The sequence below is a fragment of the Streptomyces sp. NBC_01216 genome, assembly GCF_035994945.1.
Lineage (GTDB): Bacteria > Actinomycetota > Actinomycetes > Streptomycetales > Streptomycetaceae > Streptomyces.
In genome coordinates this window covers 2,777,812-2,794,694 of sequence record NZ_CP108677.1, presented here as the reverse complement: position 1 = coordinate 2,794,694, position 16,883 = coordinate 2,777,812, and the positions used below count along the sequence as shown (strand labels likewise).

Annotated in this window: 8 protein-coding genes; 7 read left to right on the top strand and 1 reads right to left on the bottom strand. The window is 72.9% G+C overall.

The window, feature by feature from the left end:
- Positions 1–80: 80 nt before the first annotated feature.
- Complete coding sequence (locus OG393_RS11925; protein WP_327374646.1) at positions 81–1,205, top strand: GuaB3 family IMP dehydrogenase-related protein; 1,125 nt, start codon at positions 81–83, stop codon at positions 1,203–1,205.
- Between the two features lie 173 nt (positions 1,206–1,378).
- Here the strand turns inward: OG393_RS11925 and OG393_RS11920 are convergent, their stop codons facing one another.
- Positions 1,379–2,620, bottom strand: coding sequence for a nucleotide sugar dehydrogenase (locus OG393_RS11920; protein ID WP_327374645.1), 1,242 nt, complete (start codon positions 2,618–2,620; stop codon positions 1,379–1,381).
- Between the two features lie 224 nt (positions 2,621–2,844).
- On the opposite strand from OG393_RS11920, the gene OG393_RS11915 reads away from it, so the two are divergent.
- From OG393_RS11915 to OG393_RS11890, 6 genes are all read left to right on the top strand, one after another.
- Positions 2,845–4,551 (top strand): glycerol-3-phosphate dehydrogenase/oxidase, encoded by a 1,707-nt coding sequence (locus OG393_RS11915; protein ID WP_327374644.1) that lies wholly within the window; start codon positions 2,845–2,847, stop codon positions 4,549–4,551.
- A 626-nt stretch (positions 4,552–5,177) separates the two neighbouring features.
- Entirely contained in the window at positions 5,178–7,604 is a 2,427-nt protein-coding gene (locus OG393_RS11910; RefSeq protein ID WP_327374643.1) for a serine/threonine-protein kinase, read from the top strand.
- A gap of 154 nt (positions 7,605–7,758) precedes the next feature.
- Entirely contained in the window at positions 7,759–10,635 is a 2,877-nt protein-coding gene (locus OG393_RS11905; protein ID WP_327374642.1) for a serine/threonine protein kinase, read from the top strand.
- 239 nt (positions 10,636–10,874) lie between these two features.
- Positions 10,875–12,518: a serine/threonine-protein kinase gene (locus OG393_RS11900; protein WP_442817294.1), complete on the top strand. Its 1,644-nt coding sequence runs from the start codon at positions 10,875–10,877 to the stop codon at positions 12,516–12,518.
- A gap of 232 nt (positions 12,519–12,750) precedes the next feature.
- The gene (locus tag OG393_RS11895) at positions 12,751–14,394 is read left to right on the top strand and encodes a succinic semialdehyde dehydrogenase (protein ID WP_327374641.1); all 1,644 of its coding nucleotides are present in this window, start codon (positions 12,751–12,753) and stop codon (positions 14,392–14,394) included.
- Positions 14,395–14,476: 82 nt separating this feature from the next.
- Positions 14,477–16,300, top strand: coding sequence for a GMC family oxidoreductase (locus tag OG393_RS11890; protein ID WP_327374640.1), 1,824 nt, complete (start codon positions 14,477–14,479; stop codon positions 16,298–16,300).
- Positions 16,301–16,883 lie beyond the last annotated feature (583 nt).

Genomic DNA, 16,883 nt, shown 5'->3' with positions numbered 1-16,883 from the left:
CGGCATGCGACCGGAACCGCCCCTCGCGCCTGTGTCGGGGATACTGGTACGCGCAGACGTAGAGGGAAAGGCCACACATCGTGACTGAGATCGAGATCGGGCGCGGCAAGCGCGGCCGCAGGGCGTACGCGTTCGACGACATCGCCGTCGTACCGAGCCGGCGCACCCGGGACCCGAAGGAGGTCTCGATCGCCTGGCAGATCGACGCCTACCGCTTCGAGCTCCCCTTCCTGGCCGCCCCCATGGATTCCGTCGTCTCGCCGCAGACCGCCATCCGCATCGGCGAGCTGGGCGGACTGGGCGTCCTGAACCTCGAGGGGCTCTGGACCCGGTACGAGGACCCGCAGCCGCTCCTCGACGAGATCGCGGAGATGGACGAGGAGACCGCGACCCGCCGTCTGCAGGAGATCTACGCCGCTCCGATCAAGGAAGAGCTGATCGGGCAGCGGATCAAGGAGGTGCGCGACTCCGGCGTGGTCACCGCCGCCGCGCTCTCCCCGCAGCGCACCGCGCAGTTCTCCAAGGCCGTCGTCGACGCCGGTGTGGACATCTTCGTCATCCGCGGCACCACCGTCTCCGCCGAGCACGTCTCGGGCGCGGCGGAGCCGCTGAACCTCAAGCAGTTCATCTACGAACTCGACGTCCCGGTCATCGTCGGCGGCTGCGCCACGTACACCGCGGCCCTGCACCTGATGCGCACCGGCGCGGCGGGCGTCCTGGTCGGCTTCGGCGGCGGAGCGGCGCACACCACGCGCAACGTGCTCGGCATCCAGGTCCCGATGGCCACCGCCGTCGCCGACGTGGCCGCGGCCCGCCGCGACTACATGGACGAGTCCGGCGGCCGGTACGTGCACGTCATCGCCGACGGCGGCGTGGGCTGGTCCGGCGACCTGCCGAAGGCGATCGCCTGCGGTGCCGACGCCGTGATGATGGGCTCCCCGCTGGCCCGTGCGACGGACGCGCCGGGCAAGGGCCACCACTGGGGTATGGAGGCCGTCCACGAGGACGTGCCGCGCGGCAAGCTGGTGGACCTCGGCATCGTCGGCACCACCGAGGAGATCCTCGCGGGCCCCTCGCACATCCCGGACGGTTCGATGAACTTCTTCGGAGCGCTGCGCCGGGCCATGGCGACGACGGGCTACAGCGAGCTCAAGGAGTTCCAGCGGGTCGAGGTGACGGTCGCGGACTCCCAGCACAAGCGCTGACCCAGTCTCGTACGCGGGGGCGGCCCCGCACCCGAGTGGACGCCGTCACGGCTGCTTCCACGCGGGTGCGGGGCCCTTTCCGTCGCGCCGCCTTTGCGAGGGGCTCTGCCTGCCGGCGGGCACCGCTCGGAGCGGGCGGAGGGCGGACGGGGCGGAGCCGGCGGGCGGATCGCTCAGAGACGGTGGGCGGCCCCCGCCGGGGTGGCTCCCCGGGTGTCCAGCAGGAGTTGCGCCTTGACCGCCAGTCCCTGCAGGTCGTACGTGCGGTGGTGCTGGAGCAGCACGGTCAGGTCGGCGTGGGCGGCGGCCTCGTAGAGGGAGTCCGCGCGGGGGACGGGGGCGTCGCGGACGCGCCAGTCCAGGACGTGTGGATCGTGGTAGCTGACCACGGCGCCGAGGTCCATCAGCCGGCGGGCGATCTCGTCGGCCGGCGCGCCCTCCCGGTCGGCGAGGTCCGGCTTGTAGGTGATTCCCAACAGGAGTACCCGCGCGCCGCGGGCCGACTTGCCGTGCTCGTTGAGGAGGGTCGCGCAGCGCTGGATGACGTACTGCGGCATGCGTTCGTTGACCTGGTTCGCCAGTTCCACCATCCGGAGCGGGCGGTGTGAGCCGATGGTGTCGACAGGTGTGCCGTGGCCGCCGACGCCCGGACCGGGGCGGAAGGCGTGGAAGCCGAAGGGTTTCGTCTCGGCGCAGCGGATGACGTCCCACAGGTCGACGCCGAGCTCGTGGCAGAGCACGGCCATCTCGTTGACCAGTGCGATGTTGACGTGCCGGAAGTTGGTCTCCAGCACTTTGACGGTCTCGGCCTCGCGCGGGCCCCGGGCGCGGACCACCTTGTCGGTGAGGCGGCCGTAGAAGGCGGCGGCGGACTCCGTGCAGGCGGGGGTGAGACCGCCGATGACCTTCGGGGTGGCCGCGAATCCGCGGATGCGGTTGCCGGGGTCGAGGCGGCTGGGGGAGTGGGCGAGATGGAAGTCGCGGCCGGCGCGCAGGCCCGACCCCTCTTCGAGGAGGTCGCGGAGCACGCCTTCCGTGGTTCCCGGGGGCACGGAGGATTCCAGCAGGACCGTGGTGTGCGGACGCAGCCGCGCGGCGAGGGCGCGGGCGGCGTCCGTGACGGCGGTCAGGTCGGGGGCGCGGTCCGGGCCGAGGGGGGTCGGTGCGCAGATGACGGCGGTGCGGACCCGGCCGAGTTCGGCGGGGTTGGTGGTGGGGCGAAAGCCACCCGAGAGCATCCGGCGGATCTCCGAAGCCGTGAGGGAGCCGTCGACCGGCGGTCGGCCCGCGGCGAGTTCGGCGACGGGACGGGGGTCGGTGTCGTAGCCGATGGTGTCGACGCCGGCGGCGACGGCGGCCTGGGCGAGGGGCAGTCCGAGGTGGCCGAGGCCGATGACGGCGAGATCAGCTGGCATGAGAGTGGGCCGTCCTTCCCATTAGCCGGAGGGGACGAGGTGCGCAAGCCCTGTGGACAGAACGGGGCGAATGCAATGTCAGACTAGGCGTAAATATGACCGATATGCGGCATTGTCGGGCCGAAGGTCGCCGAGTGTTATCCACAGGCGGTGGCTGAAGTCGGAGTGCCGGGTCAGAATCGTGTCTGTGAGCCCGACCACACGGGGGATGACGGGAGGCAGCAGTGAGGACAGCGAATCTGGGACCCGCCCAGCGCACCGAGGCGCTCGCGGCGATGGCCGAGCGCGAGCTGGACGTACTCGTCGTGGGAGCCGGCGTGGTCGGAGCCGGCACCGCGCTCGACGCGGTCACGAGAGGGCTGTCGACCGGTCTGGTCGAGGCCCGGGACTGGGCCTCCGGCACCTCCAGCCGGTCGAGCAAGCTGGTCCACGGCGGGCTGCGCTATCTGGAGATGCTGGACTTCGCGCTGGTCCGTGAGGCGCTCAAGGAGCGCGGGCTGTTGCTCGAGCGGCTCGCCCCCCACCTGGTGAAGCCGGTTCCCTTTCTCTACCCCCTTCAGCACAAGGGCTGGGAGCGGTTCTACGCCGGGTCGGGCGTGGCGCTCTACGACGCCATGTCGGTCTCGTCGGGCCACGGCCGTGGTCTGCCCGTCCACCGGCACCTCTCCCGCAAGGGCGCCCTCCGGGTCGCCCCCTGTCTGAGGAAGGACGCCCTGGTCGGGGCGCTTCAGTACTACGACGCGCAGATGGACGACGCCCGCTTCGTCGCCACGCTCGTGCGCACCGCGGCGAGTTACGGGGCGAAGGCGGCCAGCCGCGCGCGGGTCATCGGCTTCCTGCGCGAGGGGGAGAGGGTGGTCGGGGCCCGGGTCCAGGACGTCGAGACGGGGGGCGAGTACGAGATCCGCGCCCAGCAGATCGTGAACGCGACGGGTGTGTGGACGGACGACACGCAGGCGCTCATCGGGGAGAGGGGGCAGTTCCATGTGAGGGCGTCGAAGGGCATCCACCTGGTGGTGCCGAAGGACCGGATTCACTCGAACAGCGGACTGATCCTGCGGACCGAGAAGTCGGTGCTGTTCGTGATCCCGTGGGGACGGCACTGGATCGTGGGTACCACGGACACCGACTGGGACCTGGACAAGGCCCACCCCGCGGCGTCCAGTGCCGACATCGACTACCTGCTGGAGCATGTGAACAGCGTGCTGTCCGTGCCGCTCGGCAGGGACGACGTCCAGGGCGTGTACGCGGGCCTGAGGCCGCTGCTCGCCGGCGAGTCGGACGCCACCAGCAAGCTCTCGCGCGAGCACACCGTCGCGCACCCGGCCCCGGGCCTGGTCGTCGTGGCGGGCGGCAAGTACACCACCTACCGGGTGATGGCCAAGGACGCCGTCGACGAGGCGGTCCACGGCCTCGACCGGCGGGTCGCCTCCTGTGTCACCGAGGACGTCCCCCTCCTGGGCGCCGAGGGGTACCGGGCGCTGTGGAACGCGCGGGCCGGCACGGCCGCGCGCACCGGACTTCACGTGGTGCGGGTCGAGCATCTGCTCAACCGGTACGGGTCGATGACCGAGGAGGTCCTGGAGCTGATCGCGGCCGACCCCGGGCTCGGCGAGCCGCTGGCGGCGGCCGACGACTACCTGCGGGCCGAGATCGTCTACGCCGCGTCGCACGAGGGGGCCCGGCACCTCGACGACGTCCTCACCCGGCGTACCCGTATCTCCATCGAGACCTTCGACCGCGGGACGCGCAGCGCGCGGGAGTGCGCGGAACTCATGGCTCCCGTCCTGGGCTGGGACGCGCGGCAGATCGACAAGGAGGTGGAGCACTACGAGAAGCGGGTGGAGGCCGAGCGGGAGTCGCAGCGGCAGCCGGACGACCTGACGGCCGACGCGGCGAGGTTGGGGGCACCGGACATCGTGCCGATCTGACAACGGGTCCGCTCGCCGGGCCGTTCACCTCCGCGCCGGCGCCCGGCCGTCCGCGGCCTGCGACGCGCCGGTGTCCGTGAGGCCCGCCCGCGTACCTGGCCGCGGCGGCGCACGGCCGCCCCTCGTCCTCCAGCACGCCCGGCGGGCCGTCGGCCGGCGTCCTGACACGGTCGTCGCCGGCGCCTCGCCGTCGGCCGGCCACACCGACCGGTTCCTCCCGACGGCTCCTTCGTCCCGACCTTTCTGACGGGGCGTCGGGAGGGCCGCCGTGAGGACCGCCATGAGGATCGAGGGAAGGGAGGGGACGGGTCGGTGTAGGTGAGCCGGATCGGGCGCCGGTCGTTCGCCGGAACGGTGCCGGGGTAGCCGGGCGATCTCCGGGCAGACGGGGAGCGGGGCCTCGGGGCCGGCGGGCCGTGCAGCCGGGCCGGGAACCCGAAGGGGGTGGTCCGGCGTCGGGTGGCATGGTGGAGAAGCCGTACTCCGCGGCCGTCCTCTCACAGTGCGGACCCCGAAACAGCGGGGGTCCCGGAGTGAGAGACAATGGGCTCTCTTCCAGGGCGGGTTACCGCATCGTGCGGGAAGCGGCGGACGCGGGCGAAGATCAGGGATCGCAGAGGGGACGCATGTCGGAGGCGGAGCAGTCGCGAGACACGGCGCGGGACCCTCGGCGGGACGCCGGCGTGGGTGCCGGGACCGACGGCGACCGGGATGTGGTTCCGGCCGCGCGCGCAGCGCGGGAGGACGGGAAAGGCGACGGCCGGGCCGAAGCCGCGACCGGTGCGTCCGGGGCCGAAGAGCCCGTGGACACCCGGCGGGACAAGGTGCCCGGTCAGGCGGCGACCCGGGACGTGCCGACGCCGAGGCGGCCGGGTGGCACACCGGCTGACGCCGCGTCGGGCCCGGACTCCGGAGTGACGGACGCGGCGACGGCCGACGGCACGACGGCCGCGGGAGCGGACCCGGTCCGGCCGGCGGAGCCCAGGGCCGACGGGGCCGCGGACGAGGCCGTCGGCGGCCGGAGTTCCGGCTCGCCCGTCGGCGAGCCGGACGACGCGCCGTCCGAAGCCGGCGCTTCCGGTGCCGGACGGTCGGCGAAGGGCGCGGCGGCCGGTGCCGCTTCCGGCCAGGGGACGCGTCAGACCGCGGACCGTACCGCCAAGCCGGAGCGGTCCGGTCCGGCGGCCACCGCGGAGGGCAGCCTCCTCGCCGGGCGCTATCGCATCGGTCCTGTGCTCGGCCGTGGCGGCATGGGCACGGTGTGGCGGGCGGTCGACGAGACGTTGGGGCGCACCGTCGCCGTCAAGGAGCTGCGCTTCCCCAACAGCATCGACGAGGAGGAGAAGCGACGCCTCATCACCCGGACCCTGCGCGAGGCCAAGGCCATCGCCCGGATCCGCAACAACGGCGCGGTGACGGTCTACGACGTGGTCGACGAGGACGACCGGCCGTGGATCGTCATGGAACTCATCGAGGGGAAGTCCCTCGCCGACGCCGTACGCGAGGACGGCACCCTCACCCCGCACCGCGCGGCCGAGGTCGGTCTGGCCGTCCTCGACGTGCTGCGGTCCGCGCACCGCGAGGGCATTCTGCACCGCGACGTGAAGCCGTCCAACGTGCTGATCGCCGAGGACGGACGGGTCGTGCTCACCGACTTCGGCATCGCCCAGGTCGAGGGAGACCCCTCGATCACCTCCACCGGCATGCTCGTCGGCGCGCCCTCGTACATCTCTCCCGAGCGGGCTCGGGGTCACAAGCCCGGTCCGGCCGCCGACATGTGGTCGCTCGGCGGACTCCTGTACGCGAGCGTCGAGGGCAGCCCGCCCTACGACAAGGGCTCCGCGATCGCCACGCTCACCGCCGTGATGACCGAGCCGGTCGAGCCGCCGAGGAACGCCGGACCCCTGCTCGAGAAGGTCATCTACGGCCTGCTCGCCAAGGACCCCGACCAGCGGCTCGACGACGCCGGTGCACGGGCCCTCCTGCGCGCCGTGCTCGACGCCCCGGTGAAGGCCGCCGAACCGGAGCCCTCCCCGGAGGCCACCCGGGTCGTTCCGCTGCCGCCGCTCCCGCCCGCCGCGGCGAACGGACGGTCCGCGAAGTCGCCGTCCCGGCCGAAGCAGAAGGAGACCGCGGCCGCCGCCGAACGGATGCGCGGCGCGCTGAAGTCGGTGCGCAACACGGCCTCCGTCACGACGAAGCCGGAGCGGCACCCCGGTCCCGGCACCGCGCGGGGCGGGAATAGGCCGACTCCCACGAAGGCGTCCCTCACCGACGTCGTGCCGCGGCGCACCCTGATCATCATCGCCGCGGTCGTGCTGCTGGCCCTGCTCGGAACGATCCTGGCGGTCTCCCTGCGTGGCGGTGGAGACGAGGCGAAGCAGGGCGGCAAGGACGCGGGCGGCACGACGGCCTCCGCCGGAGCCACGGCCGGAGACGGCAGCGGCGACGCCCGGGGACAGGGCCAGGGACAGGAGCCGGGCGACCCCGGTCAGCAGGGCGGAGAGCAGCCCGGCGGCGGAGGCGACCAGGGCGGTACGCCGTCGAGCGATCCGAGCGCCGAAGGCGCGGGTGCGGGTGCGGACGGGGCGCAACTGCCCTCCGGATACGCCATGGTGACCAACGACCGGTTCCACTTCACCATGGCCATGCCCGCGGCCTTCCGGATGACCGGCATAGCCGGCCAGAACTCCGGCGGGATATTCAGCCAGAACGGCGGCTTCCCGCGCGTCCAGGTCGACTACAACGGCAGCCCCAAGGACGACGCGGCCGGTGCCTGGCGGGCGGCCATGGCCGGAGTGGCCGCGAGCAGCAACGGCTACCGCCACATCGGCATCAGGACGGTCTCGTACAAGGGCTATCCGACGGTCGCCGACTGGGAGTTCCAGCGCAGGCAGGGCGGCGTCACGGTCCGGATACTCAACCGCGGCTTCAAGGTGGACGCGAGGCGCGGCTACTCGATCATGGTGAGCTGCGAGGCGGACGAGTGGGACGCCCCCGCGTGCAGGACGCTGCGGGAGACGGCGTTCGCCACGTTCAGCCCCAAGGACTGACCGGCGGCACGTATCGTGAGAGGTCCCGAACCGTATGCAGTCGAAGAGAGCCGTCAACTGCAAGGGATCGGACCGAAATTGACGGATTCGCTTCGTCCCCGGAACGCGTGGGCGGGGTGAGACCCGGGGGACAGCGCGTTCGGTGGGAGGTGTCGTGGAGGACTACGCGGGAAGGGTGCTCGCCGACCGCTACCGTCTGCCGTTGCCTCCCTCGGACGTGTGTGAACTCGTCCAGACGCGCGCCTTCGACACCTACAGCGCGCAGGAGGTGCTGGTCCGTCAGGTGCCCCTGCCCGAGGTGGTCGACGCGGAGTTCCTCGACGACGACGGCCGGGTCTTCACTCCCCCCCGGGACGGGGCCCCGGCGACCCGGCGGCCTGCAGACCCCGCGGTACGGCGGGCCGTCGAGGCCGCTCAGGCCGCGGCGTGGATCCCCGACCACCCGCGCCTCGACCAGGTCTTCGACGTCTTCGCCGAAGCCGGTTCGCTGTGGATCGTGAGTGAGCTGGTGGCGGCCAGGCCGCTCGCCGCGCTCCTCGCCGAACGCCCGCTCGGTCCCTACCGGGCAGCCGAGATCGGCTCCGACGTCCTCACCGCCCTGCGCGCGCTGCACGCGCACGGCTGGACGCACCGGAACATCACGACCCGTACCGTGCTCGTCTGTGACGACGGCCGTGTGGTTCTCACCGGCCTCGCGGCGGGCGCGGCCGAGGAGGCGCTCTGCGGGTACGCCCCGGTGCCGGCGCCCGACGACGCCCCGGTCCACGACGCGCCGGTCCACGCCGACGAGGACTACGACGCGCCGGTCTACGCCGACGCGGGCTCCGGGGAGCCCGGCCACGACGCGCCGCCGGCCGGCTGCGGCGACGCGCGTTACGGCGACCCGGGCCATGACGTGACGGGTCCCGGCGACCGTGGTCGTACCGGCGGGCGCCCGGCCGTCCTCGCCGAGACCGGTCGCCCCTCCGACCCTCCGGCCGCCGATCCCGGGGCCGCGGCGATCCCGGGAGCCACCGGATCGCCCGGAGCCGTCGGGCCGGCTCCCGCCGCGGACGTGCGGGCGGCCCGAGCGGGGGCCATCGCCGCGTACCGGGCCGGCGCCCGCGCCGCGGCGCGCGTCGGCGAGACCGGACCGTTGCCCGTGCGGCGGCCCACCCCCGGCGTTCCCCCGGTCGTGACTCCCACCGGCCCCGCCGCCGTCGAGCCCGTCTCCGACGTGCCCCTGCCGTCGCCCGTTCCCGCCCAGGGGACCGGACCCGAGCCGAGGTGGTGGTCCCAGGGCCTGGACGACGAGGACGAGGGCGACGACGCTGACGACCCGTACCCCTCCCGGCCCGCCAGCGAGGGTGGCCCGCCGCACGCCCTCCTCACCGGTACCTGGAGCGACGGTCCGCACGCCGCGCGGGACGGTGCCGGCCCCCTCTCCGCGGGCGGCGGTCCGGTCCTGCCGGGCTCCGGCCGCCCCGCCCTCCCGGCTGGTTACACGGCCGCGGCACTACCGCCCGGGGACCGGTCCGCGGCCCCGTCCTCGCCCAGGACCGCGCCCGCCGTGGGCGACGCCCGGGACGAGACCGGTGAAGAAGACCGTCCGGCCCCGGAGTACCGAGGGCCCACGACGCGGCTCGCCGGCGAGCGGGCCCGCCAGGCCCGGATCGCCGTCGTCGGCGCGGTCACCGAACGCTGGGCGCCCGAACAGGCCGGCCCGGTCCACGAGAACTGGCGGCTCGCCCCGCCGATCGGTCCAGCGACCGACCTCTGGGCGCTCGGCGCGCTGCTCTACAGGGCCGTGCAGGGCCATGCCCCCTACCCCGAGGACAACGCCGCCGAACTGGTCCAGCTCGTCTGCGCCGAGCCGCCGGCCTTCGCCGAGGAATGCGGCGCGTTGCGTCCCGTGGTCGAGTCCCTGCTGCGTCAGGACCCCACCGAGCGACCGGATTTCGAGGAACTGCGCGGCTGGCTGCGTTCCCTGGTCCGGTCCGCTCCGGAGCCGGACACGGGCACGGTCCCGCTGCCGTCCGAAGACGCCGCGCGCCTGCCCATCGTGCGTCGCCGCGGCGAACTCGTCCGCAGGCGGCGGGGCGGAGCCGCCGGTGGCCGGCACCGGCACCGGAAGGGCAGGGAGTCCCGGCGGGTCCGCCACGAGGACGAGCGCCGCCCGGACATGCCCACCGAGGAGTCGGGACGGCGGGACCAGAGCCGGTACCGCGCGCGCCCCGACGGCGGGGGGCACGAGGAGCCTCGGGCGTACCGGCAGGAGGAGGCGTTCCACGAGGAGCTTCCGCAGTACACCCCGCGCGACCCCCGTGGGCCCCGCACGGCCCGCGGTTCCCGCTCCCTCGGCCGCAAGTCGCTGCTCCTCGTCCTGCTGCTGCTCGTGGGTGCGCTGGTCTACGCCCTGATGTTCATGCCGCGGCAGGGTGCCGACGGCGGGCAGCCCGCGGGCCGGGCTTCGCAGGAGCCCGGCACCGGTGCGTCGCCGCCGCCCGTCACCCGCTCCGGTACGCCCGCATCCGCGACCCCTTCGGCGGGGACCACCACTTCGCGGACGACCCCGGCCGGCACGCCGAAGGCCGATCTCGCCGCGGGGTACACGCTGCGCGAGGACCCCGAGGGGTTCCAGGTCGGCGTGGCCAGGGGATGGCGGCGCAGTCCCATCAACGATGCCGGGCAAGTCCGCTATACCGGAGGCGACTTCACTCTCATCGTCGTGCCGGGCCGCGACACCGTGGAGGCGCACGGTTCCGACCCGATGGTCTATCAGCGGACCAGGGAGCGCGAGCTCCAGCCCTGGCGGGACTCCTCCTGGTCGAGCGCGTCCGGTCTGCGCCGGATCGACGTCGGCCGACAGGTCATGGCCGTCGGTCAGTTCACCTGGCAGGACAGCACCGGCCGCGAGGTGTTCGTCCGCAACCTCGCCCTGATCGAGGGCGGTCGCTATCACGTCGTCCAGGTCATCGGACCGGAGAGCGAGCGCGACAAGGTGTCCGAGATCTACGACCAGGCGGTGAAGGCGTACCGGTCGACCCGCTGATCCGTCCGTGCGTCCCGCCGCGCCGCGATCCCGGGGCGTCGGCCCGGACCGGCGCCGGTCTCGAACTAGCCTTCCCCACGCCGCGATCGCACGGCCTGTCGTCGAACCACCCCTGAGAGTGGCCGAAAAGAGCTGGTCGAGGTCTGCCCGGTCACAGTGCTGTTCCTTTGCGCGCTCCGAGGTTCCGTCGTCCGTATTTCTCTCCGTAACCTGTCATCCGAAGAAACGGGCGGGGGCAAGTGGAACATTCTCAGAGCGCAGACGCGGAGTCCGGGACCGGAACGGACACGAGGGCGGGGCTCGTGCTCGCCGGGCGCTACCGGCTGGGTGAGACCATCGGCCGCGGCGGCATGGGCAAGGTGTGGCGGGCCCACGACGAGGTCCTGCACCGGACCGTCGCGGTCAAGGAGTTGACGGCGGGCCGGTTCGTCGCCGAGGCCGACCGGCTGGTTCTGCACGCCCGTACGCAGAAGGAGGCCCGCGCCGCGGCGCGCATCACCCACCCCGGCGTGGTCACCGTGCACGACGTGCTGGAGCACGACGACCGGCCCTGGATCGTGATGCAGTATGTCGACGGTCCCTCCCTCGCCGACGCCACGAAGGAAGCCGGCACGATCACGCCCCACGAGGCGGCCAGGATCGGACTGCACGTCCTTGGGGCACTGCGCGCCGCGCACGCGGCCGGTGTCCTGCACCGGGACGTCAAACCGGGCAACGTGCTGCTGGCCCGTGACGGCCAGGTGCTGCTCACCGACTTCGGGATCGCGGCCATCGAGGGCGACTCCACGATCACCCGCACCGGTGAACTCGTCGGCTCCATCGACTACCTGGCTCCCGAGCGGGTGAGGGGCGGCGACCCAGGTCCGGCCTCCGACCTCTGGTCACTCGGTGTGACGCTGTACACGGCCGTGCAGGGCGGCTCCCCTTTCCGGCGCAGTTCGCCGATCAGCACCATGCAGGCCGTGGTGACCGAGGAGCCGCCGTACCCGGAGAAGGCGGGGCCGCTGGCCCCGGTCATCGCGGCGCTGCTGCGCAAGGACCCGGAACACCGGCCCCGCGCCGACGAGGCCGGGCGGATGCTGCTCGACGCGATGGAGGGCCGTGCTCCGGCTGAGGCGCAGTCCTTCGTACCCACCCAGCGGGTGGCGCAGGAGGAGTTGGCCTCCGTCACCACCGAACTGCCCGCGCCGGCGCACCCCGCGCCGACGCCCTCGCCGCTGCCGCCCCCGGCCGGGTACCCGGCTCCGCCCGATGCCGGGAAGGGCCGTGGTCGGTGGCGCACCGCGGTCTTGGCGGCGGTGCTCGCCGGCGTGGTCGCCGGCGGCGCCGTCTTCGCGGCGATGAACGATTCCGGCGGCGGGTCCCCGGGCCGCGACGCGACCCGTGACACGACCTCGCCGGCCGCCACGAAGACCGCCGGGGGTGGGATTCCGGCGGGCTGGCACCGGGTCGAGGACCCGGCGGGCTTCAGCCTGCTCGTCCCCGACGGCTGGAAGCGGCAGACGGACGGCGACTCGATCGACTACACGCCGGACAACGGCCGGCACCGTATCCGGGTCAGCGTCGACGAGACGCCCGACTTCGAGAACCCCTACATGCACGCGCTGGACCTGCAGAAGACCGTGAGCACCCGCCTGCCGAAGTACGAGAAGGTCACGCTGCACCAGAACACCTACCGTGATCAGGTCCGGTCCTGCCGGTGGGAGTTCACCTGGACGGAGAGGAAGAACTTCCCCGGTCCCCGGCACGCGATCGATCAGCTCTACTTCGCCGACGACGGTACCGAGTACGCCGTGTACATGTCCTCCCCCGAGGAGAGCTGGGGGACCACGCGCGAACAGTTCGACATCGTTCTCCAGCACTGGCGGGCACCGGGCGGCTGACGGTCGCAGGGGGGTCCGCACGGCGTCGGCGACCCCGGGTGGCACCCGGCGTAGGCCGGGTGCGCCGCACCGCCCGTGTGCGAGCGGAGGAATCTCCGGGCGTCTCCTCCGTAGCCGTAAGCCCCTGATCAGGGCTGATGTGCCAGTGATCGCTGGCGTGATGACGCTTACCCGGTGAAAACACGTTACCGACGGGTACCCAAAGCCCGGAATGCGGCCTACGCTCGCCCTCATGACGGACTCGAAGGCTCCCGCCGCCACGGCCGCTCCCGCAGCGGCGGCCCCCGGTACCGGTACCAATCCGCTCGCGCCCTCGCCCGCCGGCGCGCGGACCGCCGCCGACGTGGTCACGCCCGAGGTGGTCGCCCGGCTCACCCGCGGGGTCGTCGGCTCCGGCCGCACCGCGAACCACACCCCCTTCACCGGGGAGCGGCTGGCCGAGCTGCCCGAGTCCACCGCCGAGGACGTCGCCGATGCCTTCGCACGGGCGCGCGCCGCCCAGGACGCCTGGGCCGCTACCCCGGTCCGGGCCCGCGCGGCCGTGCTGCTCCGCTTCCACGACCTGGTCCTGCAGCGTCAGGCGGAGGTCCTCGACCTCATCCAGCTGGAGACCGGCAAAGCGCGTCTGCACGCCCACGAGGAGGTCCAGGCCGTCGCCGTCGGCGCCCGTCACTACGGTCGCAAGGCCCCCGCCTATCTGCGCCCCAAGCGCCACACCGGGGTCGTGCCGGCCCTGACCAAGGTCACCGAGCTGCGCCAGCCGCGCGGGGTCGTCGGACAGATCGCCCCCTGGAACTACCCGCTGGAGCTCTCCGTCGGCGACGCCCTGCCGGCCTTCGTCGCGGGCAACGCGGTCGTGATGAAGCCCGACACCGAGACCGCGCTGACCGCCCTGTGGGCCCGCGACCTGCTCATCGAGGCAGGTCTGCCGGCCGAGGTGTTCCAGGTCGTGCTCGGTGAGGGACCCGTGGTCGGCCCCGAGGTCGTCAGGCACGCCGACTACGTCTCCTTCACCGGCTCCACCCGCACCGGCCGGGAGGTCGCCCAGGGCGCCGCGGCCCGGCTCGTCGGCGTCACCCTCGAACTCGGCGGAAAGAACCCGATGATCGTCCTCGCGGACGCCGACATCGAGAAGGCCGCCGCAGGTGCCGTACGCGCCTGCTTCTCCTCCGCGGGCCAGCTCTGCATCTCTATCGAACGGCTGTACGTGCACGCGTCGGTCGCCGACGCCTTCCTGGAGCGCTTCGCCGCCCGGACCAAGGCGATGCGGCTCGGCAACTCGCTCTCCTACGGCGCGGACATGGGCTCCCTGGTGAGCGACCGCCAGCTCGAGACCGTCACCCGCCACGTACGGGAGGCCGTGGAGAAGGGCGCCCGGCTCGTCGCGGGCGGCGTGGCCCGACCCGATATCGGCCCGCTCTTCCACGAGCCGACCATCCTCGACGGCGTCGAGGCCCCGATGGCCGTCTGCACGGAGGAGACCTTCGGGCCGGTCGTCTCGATCTACCGCTTCACCGACGAGGACGAGGTCGTCGCGCTGGCCAACGGCACCCCCTACGGCCTCAACGCCTCCGTCTGGACCAGGGACGCGAAGCGCGGTCACGCCCTCGCCGCCCGGCTGCGCACCGGGACCGTCAACATCAACGAGGGGTACGCCCCCGCGTACGGCAGTGTCCAGGCGCCGATGGGCGGCATGAAGGACTCCGGCCTCGGCCGCCGCCACGGCTCCGAGGGCATCCTCAAGTTCACCGAGGCGCAGACCGTCGCCCAGCAAAGGCTGGTGCCGCTCGCTCCTTCCTTCGGGATGGACGACGAGAAACACGCGGCGTTCATGAGCGCCTCCCTGAAGGTGATGAAGGCCCTGCGCCTGCGCTGACCGGCCGGCGGCCCACCGATCACCGGCCGCCCGCCCGCCCGGCCGACCCGCCCGTTACGCCCCTTTCCGTACGAGGAGAGCCATGACCGTGGTACCCGCCGCCCAGAATCAGGACGAGGACGGTTCGTACGACTACGACGTCATCGTCGTCGGCTCAGGCTTCGGGGGCTCGGTCACCGCCCTGCGCCTGACCGAGAAGGGCTACCGGGTCGGTGTCCTGGAGGCCGGCCGCCGCTTCACCCGCGCGACCCTGCCGAAGAACTCCTGGGACCTGAAGAACTTCCTCTGGGCCCCCGCCCTCGGCCTCTACGGCATTCAGCGCATCCACCTGCTGGGCAACGTCATGGTGCTGGCCGGCGCGGGCGTCGGCGGCGGCTCGCTCAACTACGCCAACACGCTCTACGTCCCGCCCGCTCCCTTCTTCGACGACCCTCAGTGGAAGGACATCACCGACTGGCAGGACGAACTCGCGCCCTACTACGACCAGGCCCGACGCATGCTGGGCGTCCGGCTGAATCCGACGATGACCCCCTCGGACGCGCACCTGAAGGCGACCGCGCAGGCCATGGGTATCGGGGACACCTTCCACATGGCGCCGGTCGGCGTCTATTTCGGCGACGGTGACGACGCCGACGGCGGGACGAGGGCCCGCCCGGGGGACGAGGTCGCCGATCCGTACTTCGGCGGCGCCGGGCCGTCCCGCCGCGCCTGCACCGAATGCGGCGAGTGCATGACGGGCTGCCGCCACGGCGCCAAGAACACCCTCAACGAGAACTACCTCTACCTCGCGGAGCAGGCGGGCGCCGTCGTCCACCCCCTGACCTCGGTCGTCGCCCTCACCGAGGACGCGCGGGGCGGCTACGCCGTGAAGACCCTCCCCACCGACGACCGGAAGAAGGGGAAGGGCCGGACGTTCACCGCCCGGCGGGTCGTCGTCGCGGCCGGCACCTACGGTACGCAGACCCTGCTGCACCGTATGAAGGACACCGGCCTGCTGCCCCGGATCCCGGCGCGCCTCGGCGAGCTGACCCGGACCAACTCCGAGGCGCTGGTCGGTTCGCAGACCACCGACCGGCGCTACCGCAAACGCCACGGGCAGGCCCGGGTCGACTTCACGCGCGGTGTCGCGATCACGTCCTCGATCCACCCGGACGAGAACACCCACATCGAGCCGGTGCGGTACGGGAAGGGCTCCAACGCCATGGGCGGCATGACCGTCCTCCAGGTGCCCTATGGCGCGCACCGGGTGCGCAGGTGGCTCCTGGAGCTGGTCAGGCACCCCGCGCTCGCCGTCCGCTCGCTGTCCAACCGCCGGTGGTCGGAGCGGACCATCATCGGCCTGGTCATGCAGTCCCTGGACAACTCCCTGACCACCTACCGCAAACCCGGCGGCGTCGGAAAGGGCCTGCTCACCGCCCGCCAGGGCCATGGCGCGCCCAATCCGAACCAGATCCCGGAGGCGACCCGGGCCGCGTCCCTGCTCGCCGAGGAGATCAACGGCTTCGCCGGGTCCAACATCGGCGAGCTGATGGGCACCCCGCTGACCGCCCACTTCCTCGGCGGCTGCCCGATCGGCGCGGACGCCGAGACGGGCGTCATCGATCCGTACCACCGGCTCTACGGTCACCCGGGAATCTCCGTCGTCGACGGAGCCGCGGTCTCCGCCAACCTCGGCGTCAACCCCTCGCTGACGATCACGGCCCAGGCGGAGCGGGCGATGTCCTTCTGGCCGAACAAGGGCGAGGAGGACCCGCGCCCGCGTCAGGGCGGGACGTACGTCAGGCTCGCGGCGGTCGCTCCGAAGAACCCGGCGGTCCCGGCGGCCGCCTTCGGCGCGCTGAAGCTGCCCTTCCTCGGGATTCCGGTCGTCCCGCCGAGGGAGACCGGTGAGGCGCCGAAGCCGTAGGCACCGGCCCCGGAACATGGAAGAGGCGCTGCACCCCCCTCCGAGTGCAGCGCCTCTCCAGTTTCTGGGTGGTGCTGCATAGATGACCTGTGACCAGGGGGGTTGGTTGTAGCCACCGGACGGAATCCTTGTGTGACCCGCGTCACTCGACCGGTCGGGAGGTCCGGGGGACATGCCGCTATCCGGACGAAGGGTGCCGCGACGGGGCCCCGTGCCGCGATTCCGGTCGCGGCACGGGGCCCGGGTGCCGGCACCGGTGTCAGGGCAGGCGCGGTGCCGAGGGAACGCGGCGCCGGGGGGTGCGCCGCGTGGCTGGTGGCTGTGGGTGGGGGACTGAGGGGTGTCTCGCCTCGTGCTCGGCGGGTGCGGAGACCGCACCCGTCTGGACCGGGTGCGGTCGGCCCCGGGCGTCCCCGGCGCCGACCGCCCTTTCTGGGTGACCGGGCTGCTGTCCCCTGCCGTCCGGTCACGCGCGCTGGAGCGAGGTCCCACGGCGTACCTGGGGTACGCCACACGCTCCAGCGAAGCCACGCGTGGTTTTCTCGGGCCCGCCCCTGGCTGGCACGGACAACGGGACCAACGA

Bases quoted from the DNA above. Each gene is read 5' to 3' on its own strand.
- OG393_RS11920 (WP_327374645.1), bottom strand. From the start codon at position 2,620: ATGCCAGCTGATCTCGCCGTCATCGGCCTCGGCCACCTCGGACTGCCC.
- OG393_RS11910 (WP_327374643.1), top strand. From the start codon at position 5,178: ATGTCGGAGGCGGAGCAGTCGCGAGACACGGCGCGGGACCCTCGGCGG.
- OG393_RS11895 (WP_327374641.1), top strand. From the start codon at position 12,751: ATGACGGACTCGAAGGCTCCCGCCGCCACGGCCGCTCCCGCAGCGGCG.
- OG393_RS11890 (WP_327374640.1), top strand. From the start codon at position 14,477: ATGACCGTGGTACCCGCCGCCCAGAATCAGGACGAGGACGGTTCGTAC.